This is a genomic window from Haladaptatus sp. ZSTT2 (assembly GCF_037081775.1).
Classification (GTDB): Archaea; Halobacteriota; Halobacteria; order Halobacteriales; family Halococcaceae; genus QDMS2.
The window spans coordinates 329,368-352,255 of record NZ_JBAMHQ010000001.1; the positions used below are offsets into that span (position 1 = coordinate 329,368).

The window sequence follows — 22,888 nt, forward strand, 5'->3', positions numbered from 1 at the left end:
ACCTTCATTTAGGTTTTATATTGACAGATTGAAAGGATGATATGGCTGATGAACAAACAACATTCGCGCTTTTAGAATTAGTTGCATTGGTATTACCTGCTGTCGCCATATATCTGGAAATTCCCTCTTCCAGACATGACCTGTCTCAAATGGACGATGGCATTGCGGCAAATTACCATGCAATTAGACTAACATTTGGATATCTTCTTTTTGCAGGTTTTACTCTGATAATTGCCTTGTTGATTCCAGATATTGGTCAGATTCTTAACCAAATTGCTCTTTGTGTTCTTGCAATTTCCCTCCTGACGTTTGGTTTGCCAGTTGTATTCAGTCGGGTGGGATTATCGAATCCACATTCCATTCTATACCCTTACATGAATACGTATCACCGAATTAGTGATACAGTGAAGAAATTCACTCAGAATAAGAATCCCGAACGAGAGTAACACCATGGCACACCTACGGTATTCATTATCCGAAATCCGAAAAGTTGGCACTGTCGAAATCCTCAGAATTTGATGCGTACGGCGTGCAACCTACAGAGCGTGTATGCAGCACCAGGTGCTGGTTGGTTTCACCTTGACTTGGGTGAACTACCCGCCGTTGTATTGCGAGTCGGTTAGAGAAGTCTGTTTCAGAGCGAGAGGTAGCTTCGGTCCAGTATGTTTCTCAGAGAAACTGAACCGGAGTTCAGTCGTCTCTCACCAGCACCGCTCCGCGCATTCCCACGAGGTTGTAGTCGAACCCGCTATTGTCGTGGAACGGGTAGCCATGTGGGTGGCAGAAGTAGAGGTTCGTCCCCACCTCTTCGAACGTATATTCAAAAGATTTGTCATTTCCTGCCAGGAACATATCGCTGGCGAACTTGTAGGTACCTCCTATTTTTTCGAGGGATGCGACATCGTGCGGCCATGGAGCACCAGGGGGAACCGGGATTCCCGGGGGAGCAGATTCCCACGGGTTACCAGTCCAGACCCACTTAACAGTCGTCCCGGGCGAGACCTTGACCACACGAGGGGCAAATGCAAAGGGCCCCTCTTCAAACGGAGGAACCATCGACGTCAACGTCCCGACCTCTACCTCGACTGTTCCTTCACCCCTCTGGTCAGAGATGCCGTCATCCCAGATTGGGGGCTTTTTTAATTCGGCTTTGTCGTTGAGGAACGCTCCGATACCGTTTCCATTACCGAACGATTTCTCAGCACTCGCAGAGCCGCTCAAGAGAACACTCCCTACGGCACCTGCCCCGAGTACTTTCAATACCTTCCGTCGAGTTGTCCGCGCTACGTTGTTCATATATTTATTGCGTGAGTCTTGTAACCACCGTTCGATAACCAACGTTCTAACGCCTCGGTGGAGATGCCAAAGGTCCGTCTCAGTCCTTTTTGACACCTCTTGGTTCTCGGGGATAGGCATAGTTATAGACTCAATCTGTCGAATATTGGCCGCTTAAATTCGTAATCACGCGATCTTGTTGAAAACGTAGACAGAGACCTGTGACCAGATTTGTGCTACATTTTCTGTATCGAACGGCTCGTCGGGACACTCCCACTCATCCTTCGTGACCGACTCAAGCGCTCTATGCAGCACGGTCGTAGAAACCTCGCCAGTCCCTGTCAGAAGTGCCGTGCGAGATCCAGAGGGTGTATCGCGCACAAACAATTGATGGAAGCTCCCCGGAAACTACACGCGTAGCTAGTTTCGACAGTCGTTCGAAGTGAGAAGCGAGACAGCAGTTGGTGGTTGGTCGGAGAGTTCGACGTGTGCCCGTACCATATGGCATCTGTTGCCTTGTTCGTGAAGTGCGAGGGTGTTCCAGCCAGACTGGTTGTCAAGTCTTGCGTAAACAGTGAGTTGTTCGGGCGTAGCGGGCCACTCGTTCTCGATAGCGACCCCGGTTGATTCGCTTACACCATCTTCTCTGGTCGTTGCAGGGGCTAAATCGAGCGATGACCAGTACGCGATCTCGCCGTTGTGTTCGACAATCAGGTGAACTGTGTGTGATTCCTCGCGCTCGTTCACCACCCGGATGACTTCGAGCGTCGCACCCGACTGCCCAACGACAGAGGAACATCCTGCAATACCGGTAGCGAGAACGGCAGCACCAGCTTGGAGGGCCTTCCGGCGAGAGATAGATGGCATCTTGTTAGAATATTATAACAAAGACAACATAGCCCTTCCGCTCAGGTGAGTCTCCGGTGTTCAGCACCGACATTCTAGACGACGATTTCGACTAGCCCGTATTGCGAGACTCGCGCCCTCTATTCAGCACGGCCCCGAGAACATATCATCGATTGAGGCTTTCAACAGAGCCGATAAATTCTATTACATTCACCATCCTCTAATAGTTGTAACCAACCGATGACGGCTCCGCCCAACCAATAAATGGTTGAAATCAAACGTCGAGTTTCGACAAAGAGTATAACAAAAGCTCCGCCGTCTTTCGATTTGTGTCCGGGAATAAATTAAGTGGGGTCGGAGGGATTGTGAACCTCAGTCGCTCACTGCGTTCGCTCCGTGGTTCAAATCCTCCTCGTTGATTACAGTCCGCGCTCAGGAGTTTGAGCGCGGAATAGAAATGGGGTCGGAGGGATTTGAACCCCCGATCGACTGATATCTCCGGTACGCCTCGGTACTCCAGAGGGTCGTCAACGCACCCAATGATCAGTCAGGTGCTCTGTATATCAGTTCTGGAGTGTCGTCACCGTGCGTGTTACCTCTGGAGTCAGTCGCCATGCCGGGCTTGGCCACGACCCCGCGCATCTCTTCGTTGGACAATGCTACCTAAAGTGGTTTCGATTCGGGAACGGAAAAACACGCCGCGTGCGTTGGGTTTGTCCAGCTTCACACAGCCATTCGCTCAGTCGATGGGGTGGCCCGTAGGACTTAGAACGAGGTGTGCGCGCTTGCGGCCTCACACGGAGAAACTGTGAGTTCGAGGCCGTGTTCGCTCGATACAGAGACGACGATGTTCTCGACCGCACGCACGTACTCACTCGTGTGGTTTCCAGAGAGCGACAGCCGGGTTCGCTCTTCGAGGAGGCCAACATCGGTGAGCTGGTTGACCTTCCGGTAGGTCGTCGACACGGGGAGGTCACAGGCCGCTGCAATCTCGTGGGCCGAGAGCGCCGAATCCTTCGTTGCCATGAGAACCGCTCGGCACGCCGTGTCGTCGAGCGCCTTGAGCAGTGGTTCGACGTTCTCTTGGGCGACGGTGGTAGATTCGTTCGAGCGACCGGGGGCGAAAGCGAGTGCAGTGGACATAGTGATTCTCTACTCTGTAGGAGGCGCGCTACGGGAACCAATGGACTGCCCGGATAACACGGGTGGTTTATATACTCGGGACGATGGCGAGTGATTCTGGAGCCACTGATTCCCGATGCAGCCCGGCTACCCGTCGTGTTCGAGGAGCTGGTCGAACACTTTCGATTGGGCGGCGGCGAGGTGCTGGGCGAACGTCGACTGGCTGATGTCGAGTGTCGACGCAACCTCGGTCGCGTTTGCCTCTCGTGGCTGGGAAAAATAGCCCATGTCGTAGGCCGTTTGGAGGACTTCGAGTTGTCTCGCGGTCAGCCGACTCCTATCGACGAAGACGTTGTCTTTCGCGGTTCCTTCGGTCGGTGATCGAACGAGCCGTTTGATGTCGATGTCGGGGAATCGGTCGCGGAGTTCGGCGATGACCTCCTGTAACTGGTGAAAATCCGTCGCGTGAAAGACGATGGTGAACGTTCCTTCGTGGGCGAAGTAGCGTTCGATTGGGCAGCCAAACAGACCAAGACACTCACACGGGCAGGTGACCCCCTTGTCGTGGGTGTATCGATAGAGTCGGGTTGGTCCGTACGCAAAGATGGGGTCGATGGCAGCGTCGAGGGTGGGTGGTTCGCCTTGCAACAAAAACTCGGTGACGCTGTGGGTCGATTCGAGCGGCGAGACCGAGGTTGACCGAGAGTAAATCGGGTAGTCGACCTCGGTTGAGAGGTCGGCAATCGGGCACGTTTCGGCGGCGGTGAACGCAACCGTGGCGCGGATTCCCGACAACATTGACTATGCGTTGGCTGTTTGGTCGATTTCGACCCGGCGGCCGCCGATGTCGTCTGGGTCGAGTTCGTACAGTTTAATGTCCAAATTGTCCTTGGCCTGTCCCCAGATTTCGAACAGCGGGCGTTTTGCGTTGCCGTACTGGACGATGTGTTCGACGGTCACCTCGTCGGGCGAAATTTCGTGGAGTGTGCCAACGGCGACCGCACTTCGGTACACCGTGTCTTCTTGGTCGTGGACGACGAGTCGAACCATCGGTGCAGAAGAGAGGAATCGGCGTTTTTCGCTCTCTGGAGTCGAGACGAGTCGCATGTAGAACCGCCGGTTAGTGGCGTCGTAGCCGTAGGAAATCGGGATTGCATAGGGGGTATCATCGTCTGCGAGAGAGAGAACGGCTGTTTCGTGAGCGCTCAGAAGAGCATCGGTTTCTGACTCGCTCATCTTGGTCTGCTGGTCAAGAACCATAGTGCCTACTCGTGTATCTTTCCCGAAAGACTGTATAGTTATTGTTGGTGGCGTCCCCCCGCAGTTGCCCATTGTTCGCGTGGTGAAACGCCGCCCAGATCGAACGAGTCGGGAGGTTTGGCAGGTTCAGACCGTTGAGAAAGCGCTAGAAGATACCGCGGAACCGCAGATGACGCACCCGTTGTCGATGAGCGCATCGCGCATCGATGCGTTCACAACCAATGATTCTCCGCACTCGGGGCAGGAGAACGTTAGGTCTCGTTCAATACTCATCATTGGTTACTAGTATGCTCGTAAAAGATAAATGGAACCCCTACGGTTCTCACTCACCGAGAATTTCGCTCAGTCTCTCGATTGCAGGCGAGAGAGCCGTCGTGGGTGTGAACCAGCCAACTCTTCTGAACGCACCCCTAACTAGCGCCTAATGCTCGATTGGCGGGCCATCGGTCTCGGCGTTCTCGCACAGGCGGGCTATCTGGGGGTGCTCTACGCCGCGTGGCCACTACGAGGGAAACTCGTCCAGAGTCTCGCGCTCGTCGCGCTCACCGGCGTCCTCGGCGGGGTCATCGCAGGGCGGCTCGCTGACGAACACGGCTTCGACCGAGCGCGCCATGGGTTGTTGAGCGGCCTCGGTGGTGGGGCGGCGTTCGCCGTCTCCTTTTTCTGCATCAAATCGACGCTCGGCCTCGCAGAAGGGGCGTATTGGAGCGTCGGATTCGTCATGGCGACGACCATCCCGTTTCCCGACCTCATGCTCCGCGACGGTGGGCTGTGGCTCGTCGTTGGGTGGAGTCTCCTTGGCGGTGTGGTGATTGCTCTCCTCGGACTGCTCGCGGGTTATCTCGCACCGCCTGCGAGCGAAGAACTCGTGTTTATCAAAGAGTAGTCAGTCGTCGCGGTCGTCTGCGCTCCACTCGCAGTCTTGGCACTTCCACCCGGTGACGAACTCCATTACCGAGGGCATGTAACCGACTTCGAGGACGTTTCCCCCACACTCGGGGCATTCGCGGTCTGCGTCTCGAATCGGTTCTGCATCCATCACATCAGCGCCTTCGATGAGCGCGGCGAGTCGCTTGGGCGTGACCATCCGGCCCTCTACGACGCGATTATCAGCCATGAAAAGACACAGGAACGCCGTCCCCTAAGTGTTAGCGCTCTCGGTTAGAGCCACGGGGCACGACTGTCGGGTTCGCCGGGGTAGCCGTAGGCGCCCGAATCGTCTTCTTCGTCGTCGCCACCGTCGGTGACCGCCTGTGCGGCCACTGACTGTTGGCGGGTTGCCGTCGGTTCTGGCGTTGGTTCGGGCATTGGCTCTGGCTCCTCTGCCACCGTCTTCGTCCGCTTTGGAATCGTCGCGTTGTCCGGGTCGAACGCGAGAATGGTCGCGATGCCGAGGACGGCGAGTGCGATTGGTGCGTCGCTCGGAACACCCGGGACGTGCAGGATGGAGAGGGGCAACATCCCGAGGGCGACCGCACTGCCGAAGCGGAAGCGGTCGATGTCGACCACGCCACGCAGCCACGGGCCGAGCAGGGCAATTGAGAGGGCAAAGCCGACGCCGACGCCCGCCGCTGCTGCAGACCGGACGATGAGGTCTGGGTTGAGCGTGAGGGCGAGTTCGAAGCCGGATACGTCGAGGCTTGCGAGCAGGCCGAGGCCGATGATGACGCCGGGCCGGGGCAGGTACTCGCCAATCGTCGCGCTCGCGGTTTTGGCCGCGATGGCGAGGATGACGAGCGCGGCGAAGCGCTCGAACGTGGCGAGGTTCAGCACGCTTTCGATAGTCGGTGCGAACGCCGCCTCTGCGGCGGCGAGTGCGATGAGTGGCAGCCCGACGATCAGAATCGTCTGTGCCTGTTCGCGCGGGCTTCCGTCCATTTCAGCGAGGATGACCGCGACGGTTGCAGAGCCACCGAAGACGAGAAGTCCGACTTCGAGGATGCCAGTGATGCTGTCGAGTGCGCCAGCGAGAACGAGCGCAGGAAAGATGCCATCGATAAGTGGCAACGCCATGACCGTGACGAGAAGCTTTGCCGCGCCGCCTACCTGCTGCTCTAAGCGAAGTGCGATTGGGTGTTGGGAGCTACTCATTTCGGACTACTGGTGGCCGTCACCTTCGGCCAAACGGCGATAGTGGAGACGATACTGGCGTTCAGCGTGGTCGCGTTTTCGCCAGAGTCCTACCGACGGGAATCCTGCCAGTGTAAAAATGGATTTCATCGCGTTAAAGAGTGTCAGCTTGTCGGAACGGATGTTCTGACTGACCGTACTCCGTGCGATGGGACTGGCAGCGTCCATACGCTCACAACAATAGTTATAGACATAAACGTTGTGTGAGAGACGGTTCCATGGCTCTCGAATATCGAACGTGAATCGTTCTCAAGGCCCGGGAAGCCACACTTGTGTACAGATTTGGTGGACAATTGTCTACACATAGCCGTAAACTATATTGGGTTATGTTGGTCGTTTACCCGCGAAGTGAGGGCGATTTTGGTTCTTATGGACTGTCGTGTCACGTCTCAACATAGAGGGGATATCTCGCAACGTTTTTGAGGAACCCTTTCCGACGGTTTATATGGCGAACGACGTTCCCGAAGACGACCCATTCTCCCAGAAGTTGCGCGTCCCAGAGGCGCTCACATTCGACGACGTACTGCTCAGACCCAAAGAGAGCCGTGTCGAACCCGACGACGCGGACGTGAAGACGCACGTCTCGAAAAACGTCACTATCAACGTGCCCGTGCTCTCTGCGGCGATGGACACTGTCACCGAGAGCGAGCTCGCAACCGCGATGGCTCGACAAGGCGGCATCGGCGTCCTTCACCGAAACATGGACGTCGAGACAATGGTCGAAGAGATCAACCGTGTCAAAGCCGCAGACGACCTCATCATCCGCGAAGTCGTCACCGCGAGCCCGGACATGACCATCCGCTCTGTCGACCAACTCATGGAACAGCGCGGCATCAGTGGCGCACCCGTCGTCGACGACGACGACAAGGTGCTCGGCATCATCAGCGCGACGGACGTGCGCCCGTACCTCGAAGTCGGTGAAGGTGACGAAGTCCGCGAAGCGATGACCGACGAGGTCATCACCGCGACGGAAGCCGTCACCGCACGCGAGGCGCTCGAACTCATGTACGAGCACAAAATCGAGCGCGTCCCAATCGTGGACGATGAGAACAAGCTCATCGGCCTCGTGACGATGCAAGGTATCCTCCACCGCCGCGAGTACGACAACGCCGCCCGCGACGAGACGGGCAGTCTCGTGTGTGGGGTCGCAGTTGGCCCGTTCGAACTCGACCGCGCGCAAGCCGCGGACGAAGCCGGTGCGGACGTGCTCTTCATCGACTGCGCCCACGCGCACAACATGAACGTCATCGACAGCGCCCGCGAGATTCAGGAGACGGTCTCCGCGGACGTCGTCGTGGGGAACGTCGGCACGCGCGAAGCAGCCGCCGAAATCGTGGACTTCGCAGACGGCATCAAGGTCGGCATCGGCCCCGGCAGCATCTGTACGACCCGCGTCGTCACGGGTGCCGGGATGCCACAGATTACGGCCATCGCACAGGTCGCAGACGTGGCCTCGAAACACGACGTGCCCGTTATCGCAGACGGCGGGATTCGTTACTCCGGCGACGCCATCAAGGCACTTGCCGCGGGCGCAGACGCCGTGATGCTCGGTTCGTACTTCGCCGGAACCGACGAGGCCCCAGGCCGCGTCATCACGATGAACGGCAAGAAATACAAGCAGTACCGCGGCATGGGCAGCGTCGGTGCGATGCGCTCGGGCGGCGGCGACCGCTACCTCAAAGACGAACCGGAGGACGAAGACGACTACGTCCCAGAGGGCGTCGAGGCCGCAACGCCGTACAAGGGCAGTCTCGCGAGCGAACTCCACCAGCTCGCCGGCGGGATGAAAAGCGGGATGGGCTACGTCGGCGCAGCCACCATTCCTGCGTTCAAAAAACGCGCTGAGTTCGTCCGCATCTCCTCGGCAGGCCAGACCGAAGGCCACCCACACGACGTGATGATTACGGACGAAGCGCCGAACTACAGCCCACAGCAATAAGCCAGCAGGGAGCGTTTTTTCGCGGTTTTTCGACTACTGTGTAGCCACATCGCGCCACTCGGCTTCGAGCAAGCCAAAGTAGTGCGTGTCGTGGTACGCACCATTGATGAACACGTCCTCGCGGTGGACGCCTTCTTCAGTGAAGCCGAGCCGTTTCAGTAGACCCATCGACGCCTCGTTGAAGGAGAATACGGCGGCCTGAACCCGGTGCATCCTGAGCTGGTCGAAGCAGTACTCGATGGTGAGTTCAAGCGCGGCTTTCGCGTAGCCTTCGCCCTGATAGTCGGGGACGAGCCAGTAGGCAACCTCGACCTGTCCCGTCTCGCGGTCGATGGGGTCTAATTCGACGACACCGACGCGGCGGTCGTTGCTGACGATGAGCAGTTGGAGGCTGTTTTTGTCCGTGCTCATCTCCTCGAAGTACTCGCGCTCTTGGTAACCGTTCGTCGGGAGTTGCTGGCCAACGGGTACCCGCACAGCAGGGTGGTTGACGTTGTCGCGCAGAAAGTCTATGTCTTCCTCTTCGACGGTCGCAAGCGAGACGCGCTTCCCTTCGAGAACGATGGCCCCGGGCATGGTACGAACGACTCCACAGAGGCTGAAAAACTTTCCTTGCACCGACCTACTCCCCGAGAACTGGCTTATGCACGCGCACAGCCTATGAGAGCCATGGTTGTGTCCCCTGCCATCGAAACCCTCCTCTCGTCCGGGCGGGCGAGTGCCCACCTTGCAACCTCCCACAACGACCGCCCGCACGTCGCCCCCGTCTGGTACGTCTACGCCGATTCGAAGCTGTACCTGATGACTGGCGGGCGAAAGCTCCGAAACATGAAGGAGAATCCACGCGTCGCCGTGTCCATCGAGAACACGCGCGAGAACTACTGGGCGATCTGCATCCTTGGCACGGCCCGCATCGTCACCGACCGGGAGAAGGTGGGCGAGATTCGGCGGAAGCTGAACGAGAAATACACGACCGCAGAAACGGATGGCGGCGAGTCGAGTTACGAGTACCGACTGGTCGAAATCGAGATTGGCAGCGCGACGCGAGCCAGTGGGTGAGCGACCACCCGAAATCTTCAGCCTTATTTTTGGGCCGTGAGTTCACTCAGAGAACGCATGCCTCTCTCGCAACTCGAATCTCCCGAACCAGCCGCGGTCGTGGAAGCCGCGAAGGCAGCCGCCCGCGACGGCTCGATGCTCACCGTCGAAGCGCGTTGTGAAGTCACCTACGAGGGTCGAACAAGCGGCTACCTCGCCACGGGCGACCGCATTCTCGTCGCCAAGCCCGACGGCACGTTCCTCGTCCACCAACCGACGGGCCACAAACCAGTCAATTGGATGCCCGGCGGCGGCAGTGTCTCGGCTCGTCTCAGCGACGGCGACGCCGTCCTTCTCGCCCGCCGGACGAATCCGAGCGAGCGCGTCGAAGTCCGAATCGAGGAAACCTACGGCCTCACGCGGTTCGACGCGGTAGACGGCGCGACCTACGAGGATTCAGGGACGGAAGCCGAGATGCACGAGTTCATCAAATCGAACCCGGACACGCTCGGCGCAGACATCCGCATCGTCGAACACGAACGCGAGTCGAAGTACGGCTACATCGACTTCTACGCCGTCGACGATGACGGCGTCCCGGTCGTCATCGAAGTTAAGCGAATCCAAGCGACGCTCAACCACTTCGACCAACTCCAGCGCTACGTCTCGCTCTACGAAGAGACGAACGACGCCGTGCGCGGGATGCTCGTCGCACCGTCTGCCTCAGAGCGCGTAAAGCGGGCGCTCCGAGACAACGGGCTGGAGTTCGTCGCACTGGAGGAGTTTGGGCGCGACGCAAAAGGCGCGACAGAGGCGAAGTTGAGCGATTTCTAATTGAAAGGGCGACCGCGGGCAGAGAAAATTAATTCGAAGTATTCGTAATCAGCGGACATGAATACGGGCCGGTGCTCGTGAACGACTATCTCGATACGCAGCAGTCAGCGTAGGTCGCGCGTATCTTTTCTGTCTGCTCGCCGCGCAAAACCTATACGATGAATTGATACTCATTGCGTGTGATAGAGTATCACAATATGGCTCCGATTGACGAACTAACAATTCTTGTCCCGGTCGATGTTTCGGAGTCAGAACTACCGCCGCTTCAGATTCTCGACCTCCTCAAACCAATCGAGGTTGTACTGCTTGGCTACTTTCCCGTTCCAGACCAAGCAGAACCCGCGCTCATCAAAGACGAGTACGAAGCCGAGGCGGTAACCAAACTGCAAACGCTCGCTCACGGCCGCGACCTGACCGACGTGCTCGTTTTCACGCACGACCGAGCAGCCACTATCGACCGGATCGCCCACCAATACGACTCTGACGCAGTATTAGCAGGTGGTGACACAGCCGTCATCAATCGCATTCTCGTCCCACTCCGTGGTGATGTGAACCTTGACCGCATCGTCTCGGTCGTTGCTGACCTCGCACGAGCATGCGATGCGACGATCACCCTGTTTCACTCGGTCACCGAAGACACGAACCAGAGCCACGGGGAATTCCTCCTTCGTGGGGCGGTCGAGCGACTGACTGACTACGGCATCGACGAAGGGAAAATCGATTGGCGACTCGGAGCGGGCGGCAGTCCACAGGACGAAATCATCGCCCTCTGTGACGAGTACGACATCGTCATTCTCGGCGAGACAGAACCCTCGCTGCGAGAACGCATCATCGGAGACGTGCTCTCGCGGATTATCGACGAAATCGAGATTCCCGCACTCATCGTCCGGGATGTGGAGTAATGACCGCTAGCGTGTTGTGTGAATTGCGTGTGGGTCGGCCATGAGTTCTGGTGGCGGTGAGTTAGAGCGCACCCTCGGCTTCCTCGAAGCGATGACGCTCGGCGGCGGGACGATGATTGGGGCAGGGATTTTCATCCTCCCCGGCATCGCGGCGGAACTCGCCGGGCCTGCGAGTTCGGTGTCGTACGCCATCGCTGGCTTTGTGGCGTTGCTCGCGGCGCTCTCGCTCTCGGAACTCGCCACGGGGATGCCGATTGCAGGCGGAAGCTATCACTACGTCAACCGCGCGCTTGGTGGCCTGTTCGGCGCAATCGTCGGGTGGGGAATGTGGACCGGGCTGATGTTCGCGAGCGCCTTCTACATGGTGGGCTTCGGCCAGTATCTGGTCGCACCCATTCCCTTCCTCGATGGTCGAGTTTTCATCATCCTCCTCGGACTCATTGGCTTAGTGTTGCTCATCGGGGTCAACTACTACGGGACAGAAGAGTCGAGTTCCTTCCAGAACGTGATGATTGTAGCAGAGACGGCAATCATCATCGTGTTCGTCTCCCTCGGGGTGTTCTTCATCGTCCCGGAAAATCTGGAGCCATTTGCACCAACCGGGCCAAGCGGGATTCTGGCCACGACGGGCATCGTGTTCATCTCGTTTCTCGGCTTCGAAATCATCGCCACCGTCGCAGGTGAAATCAAGAATCCAAGTCGGACGATTCCGCTGTCGATGATACTCTCGGTGGTGCTCGTGACGTTCCTCTACGTCCTCGTCATGCTCGTCAGCACGGGCGTCCTCCCGTTCGAATCGCTCGGGGAGTCGCCCATTCCGGTCTCCGACGTGGCCGCGGTGTACATGGGTTCGATTGGGGCGATTGCCATCGTGTTCGCCGCGATTATCGCCGCGATTTCGAGTTCGAACTCGTCGATTCTCGCCGCCTCGCGCGTCGTCTACGCCATGGGCCGAGATGGACTCGTGACCAACTGGATGAACGTGAGCCACGCGCGCTTCCGGACGCCCCACCGTGCGATTCTCGCAACCGGTGGGCTCACAGCACTCCTCATCCTAATCGGCCTCAGAGTTGACGCCATCATCGCGCTTCTCGCGGAAGCGGCGAGTTTCAGCTTTCTTGTCTCCTACTCGCTCGTTCACCTCGCGCTAATCGTCTTTCGTCGGGCCGACCCTGACGAGTACGACCCCTCGTTCAGGCTTCCGTTCCCGCTCTATCCGGTCGTCCCCGTCCTCGGCGTCTTCCTCTCGTTCGTCGTCATCTCACAGATGGCTCCCGTCATCATCTTCATCGGGTCAAGCATCGTCGCGCTCGGCATCGTCTGGTACTTCGTCTACGCCAGAAGCCGTGTCGTGGGCGAGGGACTCATCCGCGAGGCGTTCCGGAGAGCTCCAACCAAGGTGTATCGCGTCGTGGTTCCGGTCGCCAATCCAGCCACACAGCGGGGGCTTCTCAGGCTCGCTGCAGCCAGCGCGCAAGCCAACGACGAACGAGGGACGCCCGAACTCGTCGCGGTAAACGTGGTTCAAGTCGAACACCCCTCGCCGTATCAAAACGTCGAATCCGACCGCTTCGACCACCAGCACGAACTGCTCGAAGCTGCCCACGAAATCGCCGCGACCGAAGGCGTCCACCTCCGTACCCGAGCGATGGTCGCCCCAACAATCGACATGGCAGTTCTCGACGTGCTCGACGCGGAAAACGCAGACCACCTTCTCCTCGGTTGGGACGGGACGCTTAGAGACGGCGATACGCTGTTTGGCCACACGCTCGATACAATCGTGAAAAATGCTCACTGCCCGACGTCGCTCGTCACCCTCAGAACCGACACGATTGGCTCGCCAGTGGCGCTCGTCGCACCCGGCCCGAACGCCCCGGTCGTCGCCAGACGCGCCGTGGAATTTGCTACTGTCGAGGGAACTACCCCAACCCTGTTGAACGTCCAACGACCCCGAGAAAGCGAAGCAGACGCGATACAGCGCGGTGAGGCACTCGTCGCCGAAATCGCGGAGCGAGCGGGCCTCGAACCCGAGGAGTACACTGTCGAAGTCATCGTCAGCGACGACGTCGATGCCGCAATTGTCGACGCACTCGACCGGTTCGACACCATCTGTGTTGGCTTGTCCCAACGAAACGACGGCGCTCGAATCCCGTTCGGCACGATTACAGAACAGGTGGTTACGCGTGGCGTCGGCAACGTTGCGATGATACGCGGGTCGTGAACAGTCGGAAAACGAAGACATCAGATGAACCGAACCCGCGCCGACGTGCGCGCTGTGATGGAACCTTTATGCCTCGAAATTCGAGGAGCGACGGAGCTACCGATCCGCGTAGTGGCGAATGAGGCCACACTCCGGGCAGACTGTGACAACAGTTTTGACCTTCTCTTTCACGCCAAGGCCGCCTAGAAAACCCGGCTTCGGTTCGTTCGTCACGAGATAGAGTTTGAAGCCGTCACCGGTCTGCATCTCCATCTCTTCCATCGTGACCCCACAATCTGGACACCGCCGCATGGTCGTCATGTCCCGTGTAAAATGTTCGTTGCGTACAATAAATGCGATGTCCAATTAGCGGAGAGCATGGCCCACTGTGTGATGGAGAACTAAATAGCCCCAAAATAAAAACGATATCAGAGATGAAAATGAATCTCCGAGTCGGATTGTGCATTCTCGGAGTGAGCCTCTTGGGGCTGGCAGTGTTCTTTTCTGAAGGGCGAGATTGGCAGGTTGCGGCAAAGGCAACCCTCGCAGGTTTACTTGGGGTGACGTATCTGTCCGTTGGCATCGTCGCGCTTCGGACGAGTAGCTTTGACGAGCTCTTGCGGTGGTCTGTGGCGACACTCCCCGTCGCCTATCTTCTATTACGAACCTTGACTGCCCTCGCACAATTCCTTGCCGTTGGCGAACTCTCACTTTCTGCGTTCACTAGCCTCAGCGTGCTCTGTTTCACATTGCTCTGTTTCCCCGCTGGCCTTGGCTACGTGTATGGACGGTCTAGCTCTAGATTACAAGAGCAATCGGTCGGCGCAGTCGCAGTCGGAAGTCTTCTCATAGGCGCGCTCATCGCGGGAGTGACATGGAGAGAACTCAACCCGACATCGATGCTCACGCGATTCATGATAGTCGCGTTTGTCGGACTCATTGTCGTCCCAATCTGTGGGCTTCCACCCTACCTGCTTGCGAGAGTCGAGATACGCGTGGAATCGACCACGAAGTAGTGAACCCGCCGGTACGGTGTCCCGAACGAACCACCGATTCGAGTTCCACCGCCACCCAGCCTTTATATTGTTGACAAATCTAGTACATTATTGTGAAGGCTGTGTTCGTTGTCGTGGTATTGCTCATCGCTGGCTGTAGTGCCATCCCTGTCGATAACGCGACGGAAACGACGGCGACCACGGACGCAGTGACGACTGAGACGCAGACGGTGGCGGATTCGACCACAGGGACAGCCCCGACTTCCACACCGGCCACGACGCAGACGACGGTTCAAGCAACCACCACCGAAGTGCCGCCGGTCAACCCGTGGGACAAGAATCCGGTAACAGTGGCCATCGAGAAGCCAGAGGGAGATTCACGCGACTACACCCCATTGGTCGAGGAGGCGCTCGACTACTGGGAGGAAAACAGCCAGCAGTACGCGGATGCAGAAATCGAGTTCGAACTAGTCGAAAATGCGAGCGAGGCTGACCTGATACTCAGAATGTCGCCGTCGATTGGGCAGTGTGGCTCGATATCCTCTGAAGACCTCCTCGGGTGTGCACCTCGATACTCGCCCGACAACGATCTGCCCTCGCCAACGGTCGTCTACATCGCCGCTGGCTTCGTCAACGAGACGACCGTGAAAACAATCAAGCACGAAGTCGGTCACACGCTCGGCTTGGGCCACGAGACGCCACCGGCGTTCATGACGGCGTACACGAACGCCACCTCCCTCTCGATTCCGAACGCGACCGAACGCCGGATCCCGTTCGAGGAGTCCACAATCACCGTCTACGTCAACTATTCGAACGTGGACGACGGTATCGACTACGCCTACGAGACGAAAGTCGAGCAAGCGTTTGACTACTACAACAACGGAGCGGAGGGAACCGAACCCGACCACCTTGAGTTGGTCGTCGTGGACACCCGCGAGGAGGCGGACATCGTCATCAACCTGGGCGACGACCGAGCAGAGCGCTACACCGACATCAGCGTCTTCGGCTACGACACAGACGACGACCCAGCGCTCGAATACTACTCGAACGCCACCATCACCGTGACCGGATACAACTCGGGCGACACCGGCTGGATTGTCGGCTATTATCTTGGGTACGCGCTCGGCGCTGAATCGAACGAGGAGTTGGCTCGGCCCTTCCAAGACGGGCAGATAGACGACCCGAACTGGTGGGAGTACTGACGTTTCTGTGTACCTCCAGCGAAGAGATGTCCGTTGGTTGTTATCCGCGCCAATACTCTGCGCTGAGTAACCGCTTGGGAACAGAGGTGTGTCTGGACAACGCGGGCAATCTGCCAACGAGCTAATAGCTGTATCTGACGTATCATCTGTGTAATGTCTTTGGCTGCGAAAAATCGAATCGTCGTTATCACTGGGGCGAATGAGGGCATTGGCTACCACATGCTCACGTCGCTCCTCGAACGCGGCTACCGCGTTGCTGGGCTCGATATCAACGGAGAACACATCTCCGCGCTTCAAAAAATTCACCCCGAGCGAGTCCGATTCATTGCGTGCGATGTGACCGAAGACGACGCGGTTACAACAGCAATTGAGGGAATTATTGACGACTGGGGCCGCATCGATATTCTCGTGAACAACGCCGGAGTATTCAATTTCGCGCCCTTCGAAGCTCAGACGCTTGCCGACACGAAACGCGAGTTTGAGGTGAACTACTTCGGCTACCTCCGGATGATTCACGCCGTCTTACCACATATGAGAGCGCAAAATGAGGGCATCATCCACAACGTGAGTTCTGGAGCAGGACTCGTTGGCCATCCGGGACTGACTGGATATGCATCAACAAAGGGTGCAATCGAGGCGCTCGTCCGGTCTCTGCGACTGGAACTGCAACATGAAAACGTCTCGTGTACGCTGATGCACCCACCGCTTTCGAACACTGAGTCGGCAGCGGAACTCGGATACCCAAAATCACTGTTAAGTGATCCCGCTGATGTGGGCCGGAAACTGGCTGCACAAATCGAATCGACTGACCGAGTAATCACCGCTGATTGGCAAACGAAACTCGGGCTGTATCTCTCTCAACGCCTTCCGTACATGGTGAAAAAAGGCACTGAGCGATTCGTCTCTCCTGCAAAATAGTTGGTCTGCACACCGCACGTGGTTTTTCGAATGAGATGGGCTCGACCCGGCATCGAATGTAGCACACGCTCAAGAATTGTGAGCGTGATGCAAAACGGGCCGGGCGCGAAATCACTGTAGCCTGGATAAATACGATTCTAACTATCCGACAAACTGCGACCCATTTCTGAGTGAGGAATTATCATGACAGGCATACTAATTGTATCGATGACCTTCTCCACGGTTGCTGCCACCGGGAATCAAGTTCCAGCCACTCAAGAGGTGAGCATCACAGTCGAGGTCGTTGACCAGTTTTCCGTCCAAACACCAGCCCGCATTCAGATTACGTTCCAGAATACCTCCGAAAGGTCTCGTGAGTTTCTGCTGGGGCCGGATGTTCCCTTTGGTCCACTCACCGGAACGTCCGAAATAGGCGCTCAACTGCACGCGATTTCCGATACTCGCTACTATGACTCGATTATGCCACCACAGCCTCTCGACGGGTGCTGGAAACTTGCAGGTGAATACGGTATTCCGGACAGAGGGGTTATCTGGCAGGCAAATCCGCACGAGGAACAAACGCAGACATACGTGCTGCTGAATGAGCCGAAGAACGAAAGATGTCTCTCGTCGGGAGTGTATCGGTTTGAAGGAACATGGGGTGAGAGGTATTCCACAGGTAGGGATGATTACTTTTCATGGGAATTTGAGGTCAGTCTCGACAGGAGGGATGGTAGATGAGCCACGATACAGATAATTCAATTTCTTACTCAATTGGTTTTGAGTAAGCCTATCTGGCGTTCCAAAATCACCAAAAATTTTCATGCCTACTAACGCTCCCCTGAACGAGTATTTTCGCCCAATGTCACAACCGTTCTCGTTGCGGGGCTTCCCGCTGGTAAACAGACAGATTGTGAGAACGGAAGAGGAGTCAGTATCGTATTACATCGCTTGAGCGCTTCGTCGAGAAATCACTATTTGAGCGATACCAAACACAACAATCCCTATGAATGTGAGTGCGATACCACCAAACAATTCCATAAGGCCGGGTTCCTCACATGCTCCCCCAGCTGTTTCGCCCTGTGGGAGGTCGGAACACGGAGGGGCTGAATAATCTTCATACAAACCCCACCCTCCAAGGAGGAGACCAATGAGCATGACGGATATACCCATCAATCGAATGTAATGTTGTTTGGAAGGCATGATTGTGTATCTCGACAACTCCACATAGATTTTCTGTTTGAGCTACATTAACTACCCCTTTTTTGAACAGTGACATACGCTTATGCTAGTCGGAGTTGACTACAGATTATCGCAGGACTGTGGCCCAATCGATTCGGTACGTGACGAACTCAATCGCCTAATCCCAGTTCAGTATTTAACTGACGGACTCCCGTCTATTGGATACAATTCCTCACGAAGTGAAGCGGGCCGGGCGCGATTTGAACACGCGACCGTCTGATTAAGAGTCAGACGCTCTGCCTAACTGAGCTACCGGCCCACGCAAATTCACCTAACGGCGGTTGATTAATATAGGTTGTGTTTCGGCAAGCGGCCGTCACGTCGTCGCATGACACCGATTTCGAATTCATCGCCGACAGAGAGATTTGCGTTGGTGTGGAAGTCACGATACGTGACGAACGGTGGGAAGAAGCAAGCCAAATGAGGGACAGAAGGTGGGCAATATAAGTATCGTCCGCGGGATAGTCCGATTACGATGAGTACAGGCATCACGATGGCTTCGATGTCGTCCTACGCGATCCTTGGCTGCGGGAGCGTCGGACACGCCGTCGCAGAGGAGTTGGTTGATGAGGGAAAGGATGTTCTCATCTTAGACCAAGACCCCGGACGCGTCGAGGCCCTGCGTGACCAGGATTTGAACGCGAAAACCGCAGACATCCGTGAAGAAGATGTCATCGCAGACTTAGACGAGACGGACGTTATCTTGATTCTCTCTTCAGATGTGGCCGCAAACCGCGAGGCAGTCGAGAACATCCGCGAGCGCGGCGGTGAGCAGTTCATCGTCGTCCGCGCCTCGGACCCCGTTTCGGCCGACGAACTCACCAAAGCCGGTGCGGACGTGGTCATCAACCCGTCTTCTGTCATTGCGGATTCCGCGCTGCGCGCACTCGAAAGCGGCGAACTCGAATACAAAGCCGAACAGCTCGCAGAGGTCATCGACGACACGGAGTCGAAGATGGCGATTATCACTCACGACAACCCCGGCCCCGACTCCATCGCGAGCGCGGTTGCCCTCCAGGCGATTGCGAGCGCCCGCGGCGTCGAATCCGACATCCTCTACGACGGCGAGATTGGCCACCAAGAGAATCGCGCCTTCGTCAACCTCCTCGGCATCGACCTCGTGTCCCGCGACGGCGTCGACTTCGATGACTACGACACTATCGCGCTCGTAGACCACGCGAAAGCCGCGGAGAATGCGGTGGCGGTCGAGGCGGACATCTTCATCGACCATTTCGAACCCGACCCGGACTACGACGCCACGTTCATGGACGTGCGCCCGAACGTCTCTTCGACCTCGACGATTCTCACTAAATACGTCCAAGAGTTCGATTTAACGCTCGGCAAGGAAGTCGCCACTGCACTGCTCTACGGCATTCGTGCAGAGACGCTCGATTTCAAACGCGATACGACGCCCGCAGACCTGACCGCCGCGGCGTATCTCTATCCGTTCGCAGACCACGACACGCTCGAACAGGTCGAATCTCCGAGCATGAGCCCCGAAACGCTCGACGTGCTCGCAGAAGCCATCCGCAACCGAGACGTGAAAGGCAGCCACCTCGTCTCGAATGCGGGATTCATCCGCGACCGCGATGCCCTGACCCAAGCCGCCCAACACCTCCTCAACTTAGAGGGCATCACGACGACTGCGGTGTTCGCCTTGGACGACGACACCATCTACCTCGCCGCCCGTTCGAAGGACATCCGCCTGAACATCAGAAACGTCCTCCAAGACGCCTTTGGCGAACTCGGTGAGGCAACGGGTCACTCGACTGACGCCAACGTCTCGATTCCACTCGGCATCTTCACGGGTATCGAAACGACCGAAAGCAACCGCGATACGCTCCTCCAACTCGTCGAGGAAGCCGTCCGCAGAAAGCTCTTTCAGGCGATGGGTGTCGAAGGAAGCAGCAGTAGCGAAAGCGGAAACGGAAATTAAGCCGCGACTTCTTCGTCTTCTTCTGGCTGGCGCAGGCGTTCGACAACGTCGTTGATGAGCACCACGTCGCCTACAGCGCGCACCCAGCGGTACGGAATGATGACTCCCCGGTGTCCGTCGAGCCGGTTTCGGAACAGGTCGGTGTTGAGCTGACTCAGCGCGAGCCCCGTCACAACCTCCTGATCGAGGTCGAGTCGAATGTCCTCGACCTCACCCACGAACACCCCGTTGTTGGAGTAGACTTCGCGGCCGACAAGGCTCGTAATTTCTTGCGGCATTGCGTCCATACATTCGAGGTCTGTCCAAGGGGCCTTAACTCTTGGCTGAGCGTCTGACGCAACGCCGCCGCGGGTGTCAGGGCTGTATCAGTTCGATGGGGTGTGGCGGCGACTCGGTTCTGAACGCCGCGAGCTGTTCTTGACACGACGTGCCGCTCGCCACGACGTGGTCTGCGCCCTCGAACTCGCCTACCAACTGCTCGCCAACGTCAATGCTCACCTCGTAGTACTCGGCCTTGTAGCCGAAACTCCCCGCCATCCCACAGCAGTCCGCAGACGAGGTTTGGACGTCGTAGCCGAGGTCAGCGAGGACGGCTTCCGTATAGACCGCCAACCCGTGCGAGCGTTGCTGACAGTGGCTATGATAGGAGAGGTCGGTTCCCGAACCAGCAGTGAGGGCGGACGCATCCGCACCGTTTTCGAGCAGGCCGTAGACGTATTCGAACACCTCGTAGCTTGCCTCAGAAATGCGCTCGAAGGAGGGGGGTTCGAGGAACTTCTCGTAGTCGTCACGGAACATCGTGAGGTCGCTCGGTTCGATGACCACGATGTCTCGCCCAGCGTCGATGTGCTCTGCCACCTGCCCGTAGACGGTTTTCGCCTGCGAACGAGCGGTTTCGACCATCCCCTGTGACAACGGCGCGCGACCGCTCTCTGCTAGGTCCGGAATCTGCACCCGACAGCCGAGCGCTTCGAGCACGCGAACGGCGGCTTTCCCGCGTGCTGGATTCACGTAGTTCGTGTAGATGTCGGGATAGAGCACCACGTCGCGGTCGTAGTCGGTCACCAGTTCGCGGGCTGCCATCCACTCGCGCAGTGTCTCGCCCGCGAACTCGGGTAGGTCGCGGCGGGCGTCGATTCCTGCGACCGATTCGAGCAGCGTTCGGGCTGGGCCGAACTTCCCCACCCAGTTCGAGACGGGGGCGAACCGACTGCCCAGTTTGAACAACGTACCCGCGTTGCCGAACACGCGCTTTTGCAGGTCGAGGCTCCCGGGTTCTTCGTCCGGCGTCAAGCCTTCGACGAGAAAGCCGAGTTCGTCCTGTGGCTTGCCGCGATTCACGCGGTCGCGCACCACCGTGTTCACCCACGGAATGTCGATTTTCACCGGGCAGGTGGGCACGCACTGCGAGCAGCCGGTACAGAGGTCGTTGAACTCTGCTGCGGTGTCGAGTCCAGAAATACCGGCTTCCCAGCCCGTACCGATACCGCCGGTGTACGTCTCCCCTCCGAAGCCGTGACCGCCGACGGCTTGGAAGTTCGCACAAGTGTTCGCACACGCCCCACACCGAATGCAGTAGAGCGTTTCGCGGAGGTCTTCGTCCGCGCGCATCTCGCGGCGGCCGTTGTCGACGAGCACGAGGTGGAAGTCGCGCTCGCCTGTCCCGAACTCGTCTGCCTCGAAATCGATTGTGGGAGTCTCGACCGGCGGGGTGAGCAGCGAGACGTACGACGTGATATCTTGTCCCGTTCCCGTGCGAGCGATGAGTTCGACGAACGGCTGAAGGTCTTCGAGGGTCGGCACGAGTTTTTCGATGCCTGCGACTGCGATGTGGGTGTCCGGGGTCACCGCTGATTTCCGGGCGTTACCCTCGTTCGTGACGATGGCGAGCGTCCCCGACTCTGCGACGATGAAGTTCGCGCCGGTCATGCCCACGTCGGCGTCGAGAATCTTCTCGCCGACGATGTCGCGGGCGAATTTGGTGAGCGCCTGTGGGTCGTCCGGGAGCGGCTCGGCGAGGTCGAAGTGGTCGTTGAACAGCGCGGCGATTTCGCCGGTCGATTTGTGGAGTGCCGGGCCAATCAGGTGACTCGGCGTTTCGTGGGCCAACTGGATGACGAATTCTCCGAGGTCGGTTTCCCACACCTCGTACCCGGCGGCTTCGAGGTGGGCGTTGAGTTCGAGTTCCTCGGTCGTCATCGACTTGCTCTTGACGAGCGACTCTGCGTCCTTCTCGGCCATCACGTCCTCGACGTAGCGGTTCGCCTCTTCTGCGTTCGCTGCGACGTACACCTGCCCGCCGTTGGCTTCGACGGCCTCTGTCACCTCCTCGATGAGGTCGGGAAGGTGCTCGATAGCATCTTCTTTTATGGCTCTCGCTTCCTCCCTGAGTTCCTCGTAGCGGTCGAAGTGCGAGACGTTGTAGTCGGTGAGTTCTGCGAGGCCGCGTGTGTTCGTTCTGATGGCGTCGCCCTCTTCGTCCATGAGTTTTCGCAACGCGGCGGCCTTCTGGCGGCGGGAACTCATTGTTCCTCCACAATGAGCACGTGAATGCTCTCCGGGCCGTGGACGCCGCGAACGAGCGACCCCATGTCGGCGGTCGCACTCGGGCCGGTGGCGAGAATTTGGGTGCGCGTGCCCGCCTCGAACTCAGTACCAAGTTGGGTGAACGCGTCTGCCATCCCCGGCGTGATGTCGTCCTCCTCAACGACGATGACGTGACGGGACGGGTAGAGTGAGATGAACTCGTCTGCCTCACTCGTCGTCCGGAGGGTGACGGTTCCGTACTCGGCCACGGCGAGTCCAGCCTGTGAGACACCAGTGTTCGCCGCAAGTATCTCTGTGGGTGTCGGAGTCACGGTGACTGAGGCATCGCCGTAGGAGAGCGACCCGCGGAGCTCGGTGCCGACGATCGGCGGGTCGAGGAGGGCGGCGAGATCGGTCGAAAACGTGTCCGGAGACGTTCGCACGACGTCGTCCGCTTTATCGTCGAGTGCGGACTCGAAGCTGCGGACGGTATCGGTACTCATGGCACGAACTGCCACGGCCTGCTAAATGATTGTTCGGGAACCGG

General features: G+C 57.9%; 26 protein-coding genes and 2 tRNA genes. 12 read left to right on the forward strand and 16 right to left on the reverse strand.

The window, feature by feature from the left end:
- The first annotated feature begins 41 nt into the window (after positions 1-41).
- On the forward strand, positions 42-446 hold the full coding sequence (locus V5N13_RS01710; protein ID WP_336359367.1) for a hypothetical protein: 405 nt from the start codon (positions 42-44) through the stop codon (positions 444-446).
- A gap of 244 nt (positions 447-690) precedes the next feature.
- Here V5N13_RS01710 and V5N13_RS01715 read toward each other — a convergent pair whose 3' ends face one another.
- The 7 genes from V5N13_RS01715 to V5N13_RS17145 form a co-directional block, all read right to left on the reverse strand.
- Positions 691-1,296, reverse strand: coding sequence for a plastocyanin/azurin family copper-binding protein (locus tag V5N13_RS01715; RefSeq protein WP_336359368.1), 606 nt, complete (start codon positions 1,294-1,296; stop codon positions 691-693).
- Positions 1,297-1,695: 399 nt separating this feature from the next.
- A complete protein-coding gene (locus tag V5N13_RS01720) occupies positions 1,696-2,142 on the reverse strand; it encodes a hypothetical protein (RefSeq protein ID WP_336359369.1) in 447 nt (148 codons plus the stop codon).
- A gap of 437 nt (positions 2,143-2,579) precedes the next feature.
- A tRNA-Trp gene (locus V5N13_RS01725) sits at positions 2,580-2,757 on the reverse strand.
- 129 nt (positions 2,758-2,886) lie between these two features.
- Complete coding sequence (locus V5N13_RS01730) at positions 2,887-3,264, reverse strand: helix-turn-helix domain-containing protein (protein ID WP_336359370.1); 378 nt, start codon at positions 3,262-3,264, stop codon at positions 2,887-2,889.
- 126 nt (positions 3,265-3,390) lie between these two features.
- Positions 3,391-4,041 carry a helix-turn-helix domain-containing protein gene (locus V5N13_RS01735; protein ID WP_336359371.1) on the reverse strand — a complete coding sequence of 217 codons (651 nt, stop codon included), beginning with the start codon at positions 4,039-4,041 and terminating at the stop codon, positions 3,391-3,393.
- Positions 4,042-4,044: 3 nt separating this feature from the next.
- Complete coding sequence (locus V5N13_RS01740) at positions 4,045-4,503, reverse strand: pyridoxamine 5'-phosphate oxidase family protein (protein ID WP_336359372.1); 459 nt, start codon at positions 4,501-4,503, stop codon at positions 4,045-4,047.
- A gap of 126 nt (positions 4,504-4,629) precedes the next feature.
- The gene (locus V5N13_RS17145; RefSeq protein WP_442904975.1) at positions 4,630-4,776 is read right to left on the reverse strand and encodes a DUF7560 family zinc ribbon protein; all 147 of its coding nucleotides are present in this window, start codon (positions 4,774-4,776) and stop codon (positions 4,630-4,632) included.
- 151 nt (positions 4,777-4,927) lie between these two features.
- On the opposite strand from V5N13_RS17145, the gene V5N13_RS01745 reads away from it, so the two are divergent.
- Complete coding sequence (locus V5N13_RS01745; RefSeq protein WP_332899122.1) at positions 4,928-5,389, forward strand: hypothetical protein; 462 nt, start codon at positions 4,928-4,930, stop codon at positions 5,387-5,389.
- Here the strand turns inward: V5N13_RS01745 and V5N13_RS01750 are convergent, their stop codons facing one another.
- From V5N13_RS01750 to V5N13_RS01760, 3 genes are read right to left on the reverse strand one after another with little or no spacing between them, the layout of a single operon-like run.
- Complete coding sequence (locus tag V5N13_RS01750) at positions 5,390-5,620, reverse strand: DUF5795 family protein (RefSeq protein ID WP_332899123.1); 231 nt, start codon at positions 5,618-5,620, stop codon at positions 5,390-5,392.
- Between the two features lie 44 nt (positions 5,621-5,664).
- Positions 5,665-6,594 (reverse strand): DUF5794 domain-containing protein, encoded by a 930-nt coding sequence (locus tag V5N13_RS01755; RefSeq protein WP_332899124.1) that lies wholly within the window; start codon positions 6,592-6,594, stop codon positions 5,665-5,667.
- A gap of 6 nt (positions 6,595-6,600) precedes the next feature.
- Positions 6,601-6,801 (reverse strand): hypothetical protein, encoded by a 201-nt coding sequence (locus V5N13_RS01760; RefSeq protein ID WP_332899125.1) that lies wholly within the window; start codon positions 6,799-6,801, stop codon positions 6,601-6,603.
- Between the two features lie 277 nt (positions 6,802-7,078).
- Between V5N13_RS01760 and guaB the strand changes: the two genes are divergently transcribed.
- The gene (gene guaB / locus V5N13_RS01765) at positions 7,079-8,572 is read left to right on the forward strand and encodes an IMP dehydrogenase (RefSeq protein WP_336359373.1); all 1,494 of its coding nucleotides are present in this window, start codon (positions 7,079-7,081) and stop codon (positions 8,570-8,572) included.
- 33 nt (positions 8,573-8,605) lie between these two features.
- Here guaB and V5N13_RS01770 read toward each other — a convergent pair whose 3' ends face one another.
- The gene (locus tag V5N13_RS01770; protein ID WP_332899127.1) at positions 8,606-9,148 is read right to left on the reverse strand and encodes a GNAT family N-acetyltransferase; all 543 of its coding nucleotides are present in this window, start codon (positions 9,146-9,148) and stop codon (positions 8,606-8,608) included.
- 93 nt (positions 9,149-9,241) lie between these two features.
- On the opposite strand from V5N13_RS01770, the gene V5N13_RS01775 reads away from it, so the two are divergent.
- The 4 genes from V5N13_RS01775 (at position 9,242) to V5N13_RS01790 (ending at position 13,564) form a co-directional block, all read left to right on the forward strand.
- On the forward strand, positions 9,242-9,631 hold the full coding sequence (locus V5N13_RS01775; RefSeq protein ID WP_336359374.1) for a pyridoxamine 5'-phosphate oxidase family protein: 390 nt from the start codon (positions 9,242-9,244) through the stop codon (positions 9,629-9,631).
- Between the two features lie 57 nt (positions 9,632-9,688).
- The gene (gene nucS / locus V5N13_RS01780) at positions 9,689-10,441 is read left to right on the forward strand and encodes an endonuclease NucS (protein WP_336359375.1); all 753 of its coding nucleotides are present in this window, start codon (positions 9,689-9,691) and stop codon (positions 10,439-10,441) included.
- A 197-nt stretch (positions 10,442-10,638) separates the two neighbouring features.
- Positions 10,639-11,343, forward strand: a complete 705-nt coding sequence (locus tag V5N13_RS01785) for a universal stress protein (RefSeq protein ID WP_332899130.1) — start codon at positions 10,639-10,641, stop codon at positions 11,341-11,343.
- Between the two features lie 40 nt (positions 11,344-11,383).
- Positions 11,384-13,564, forward strand: a complete 2,181-nt coding sequence (locus V5N13_RS01790) for an amino acid permease (protein WP_336359376.1) — start codon at positions 11,384-11,386, stop codon at positions 13,562-13,564.
- A gap of 96 nt (positions 13,565-13,660) precedes the next feature.
- On the opposite strand, the gene V5N13_RS01795 is transcribed toward V5N13_RS01790, so the two are convergent.
- Positions 13,661-13,864, reverse strand: a complete 204-nt coding sequence (locus tag V5N13_RS01795) for a hypothetical protein (RefSeq protein ID WP_332899132.1) — start codon at positions 13,862-13,864, stop codon at positions 13,661-13,663.
- A gap of 119 nt (positions 13,865-13,983) precedes the next feature.
- Here V5N13_RS01795 and V5N13_RS01800 point away from each other — a divergent pair, with 119 nt between their 5' ends.
- The 4 genes from V5N13_RS01800 (at position 13,984) to V5N13_RS01815 (ending at position 17,378) form a co-directional block, all read left to right on the forward strand.
- Positions 13,984-14,559 (forward strand): hypothetical protein, encoded by a 576-nt coding sequence (locus tag V5N13_RS01800; protein ID WP_336359377.1) that lies wholly within the window; start codon positions 13,984-13,986, stop codon positions 14,557-14,559.
- A 92-nt stretch (positions 14,560-14,651) separates the two neighbouring features.
- Positions 14,652-15,740 carry a hypothetical protein gene (locus V5N13_RS01805; RefSeq protein WP_336359378.1) on the forward strand — a complete coding sequence of 363 codons (1,089 nt, stop codon included), beginning with the start codon at positions 14,652-14,654 and terminating at the stop codon, positions 15,738-15,740.
- Positions 15,741-15,893: 153 nt separating this feature from the next.
- Positions 15,894-16,658, forward strand: coding sequence for an SDR family NAD(P)-dependent oxidoreductase (locus V5N13_RS01810; RefSeq protein WP_336359379.1), 765 nt, complete (start codon positions 15,894-15,896; stop codon positions 16,656-16,658).
- A gap of 207 nt (positions 16,659-16,865) precedes the next feature.
- Positions 16,866-17,378, forward strand: a complete 513-nt coding sequence (locus tag V5N13_RS01815) for a hypothetical protein (protein ID WP_336359380.1) — start codon at positions 16,866-16,868, stop codon at positions 17,376-17,378.
- A 686-nt stretch (positions 17,379-18,064) separates the two neighbouring features.
- Here V5N13_RS01815 and V5N13_RS01820 read toward each other — a convergent pair.
- Positions 18,065-18,138: transfer RNA gene (locus tag V5N13_RS01820), tRNA-Lys, on the reverse strand.
- A gap of 216 nt (positions 18,139-18,354) precedes the next feature.
- On the opposite strand from V5N13_RS01820, the gene V5N13_RS01825 reads away from it, so the two are divergent.
- A complete protein-coding gene (locus tag V5N13_RS01825) occupies positions 18,355-19,815 on the forward strand; it encodes a DHH family phosphoesterase (protein WP_336359381.1) in 1,461 nt (486 codons plus the stop codon).
- Here V5N13_RS01825 and V5N13_RS01830 read toward each other — a convergent pair.
- The 3 genes from V5N13_RS01830 to V5N13_RS01840 form a co-directional block, all read right to left on the reverse strand.
- On the reverse strand, positions 19,812-20,102 hold the full coding sequence (locus V5N13_RS01830; RefSeq protein WP_332899137.1) for a PRC-barrel domain-containing protein: 291 nt from the start codon (positions 20,100-20,102) through the stop codon (positions 19,812-19,814). The genes V5N13_RS01825 and V5N13_RS01830 overlap by 4 nt on opposite strands.
- A gap of 67 nt (positions 20,103-20,169) precedes the next feature.
- Positions 20,170-22,341: an LUD domain-containing protein gene (locus V5N13_RS01835; RefSeq protein ID WP_336359382.1), complete on the reverse strand. Its 2,172-nt coding sequence runs from the start codon at positions 22,339-22,341 to the stop codon at positions 20,170-20,172.
- Positions 22,338-22,844, reverse strand: coding sequence for an LUD domain-containing protein (locus tag V5N13_RS01840; protein ID WP_336359383.1), 507 nt, complete (start codon positions 22,842-22,844; stop codon positions 22,338-22,340). Before V5N13_RS01840 ends, V5N13_RS01835 begins: the two co-directional genes overlap by 4 nt.
- Positions 22,845-22,888 lie beyond the last annotated feature (44 nt).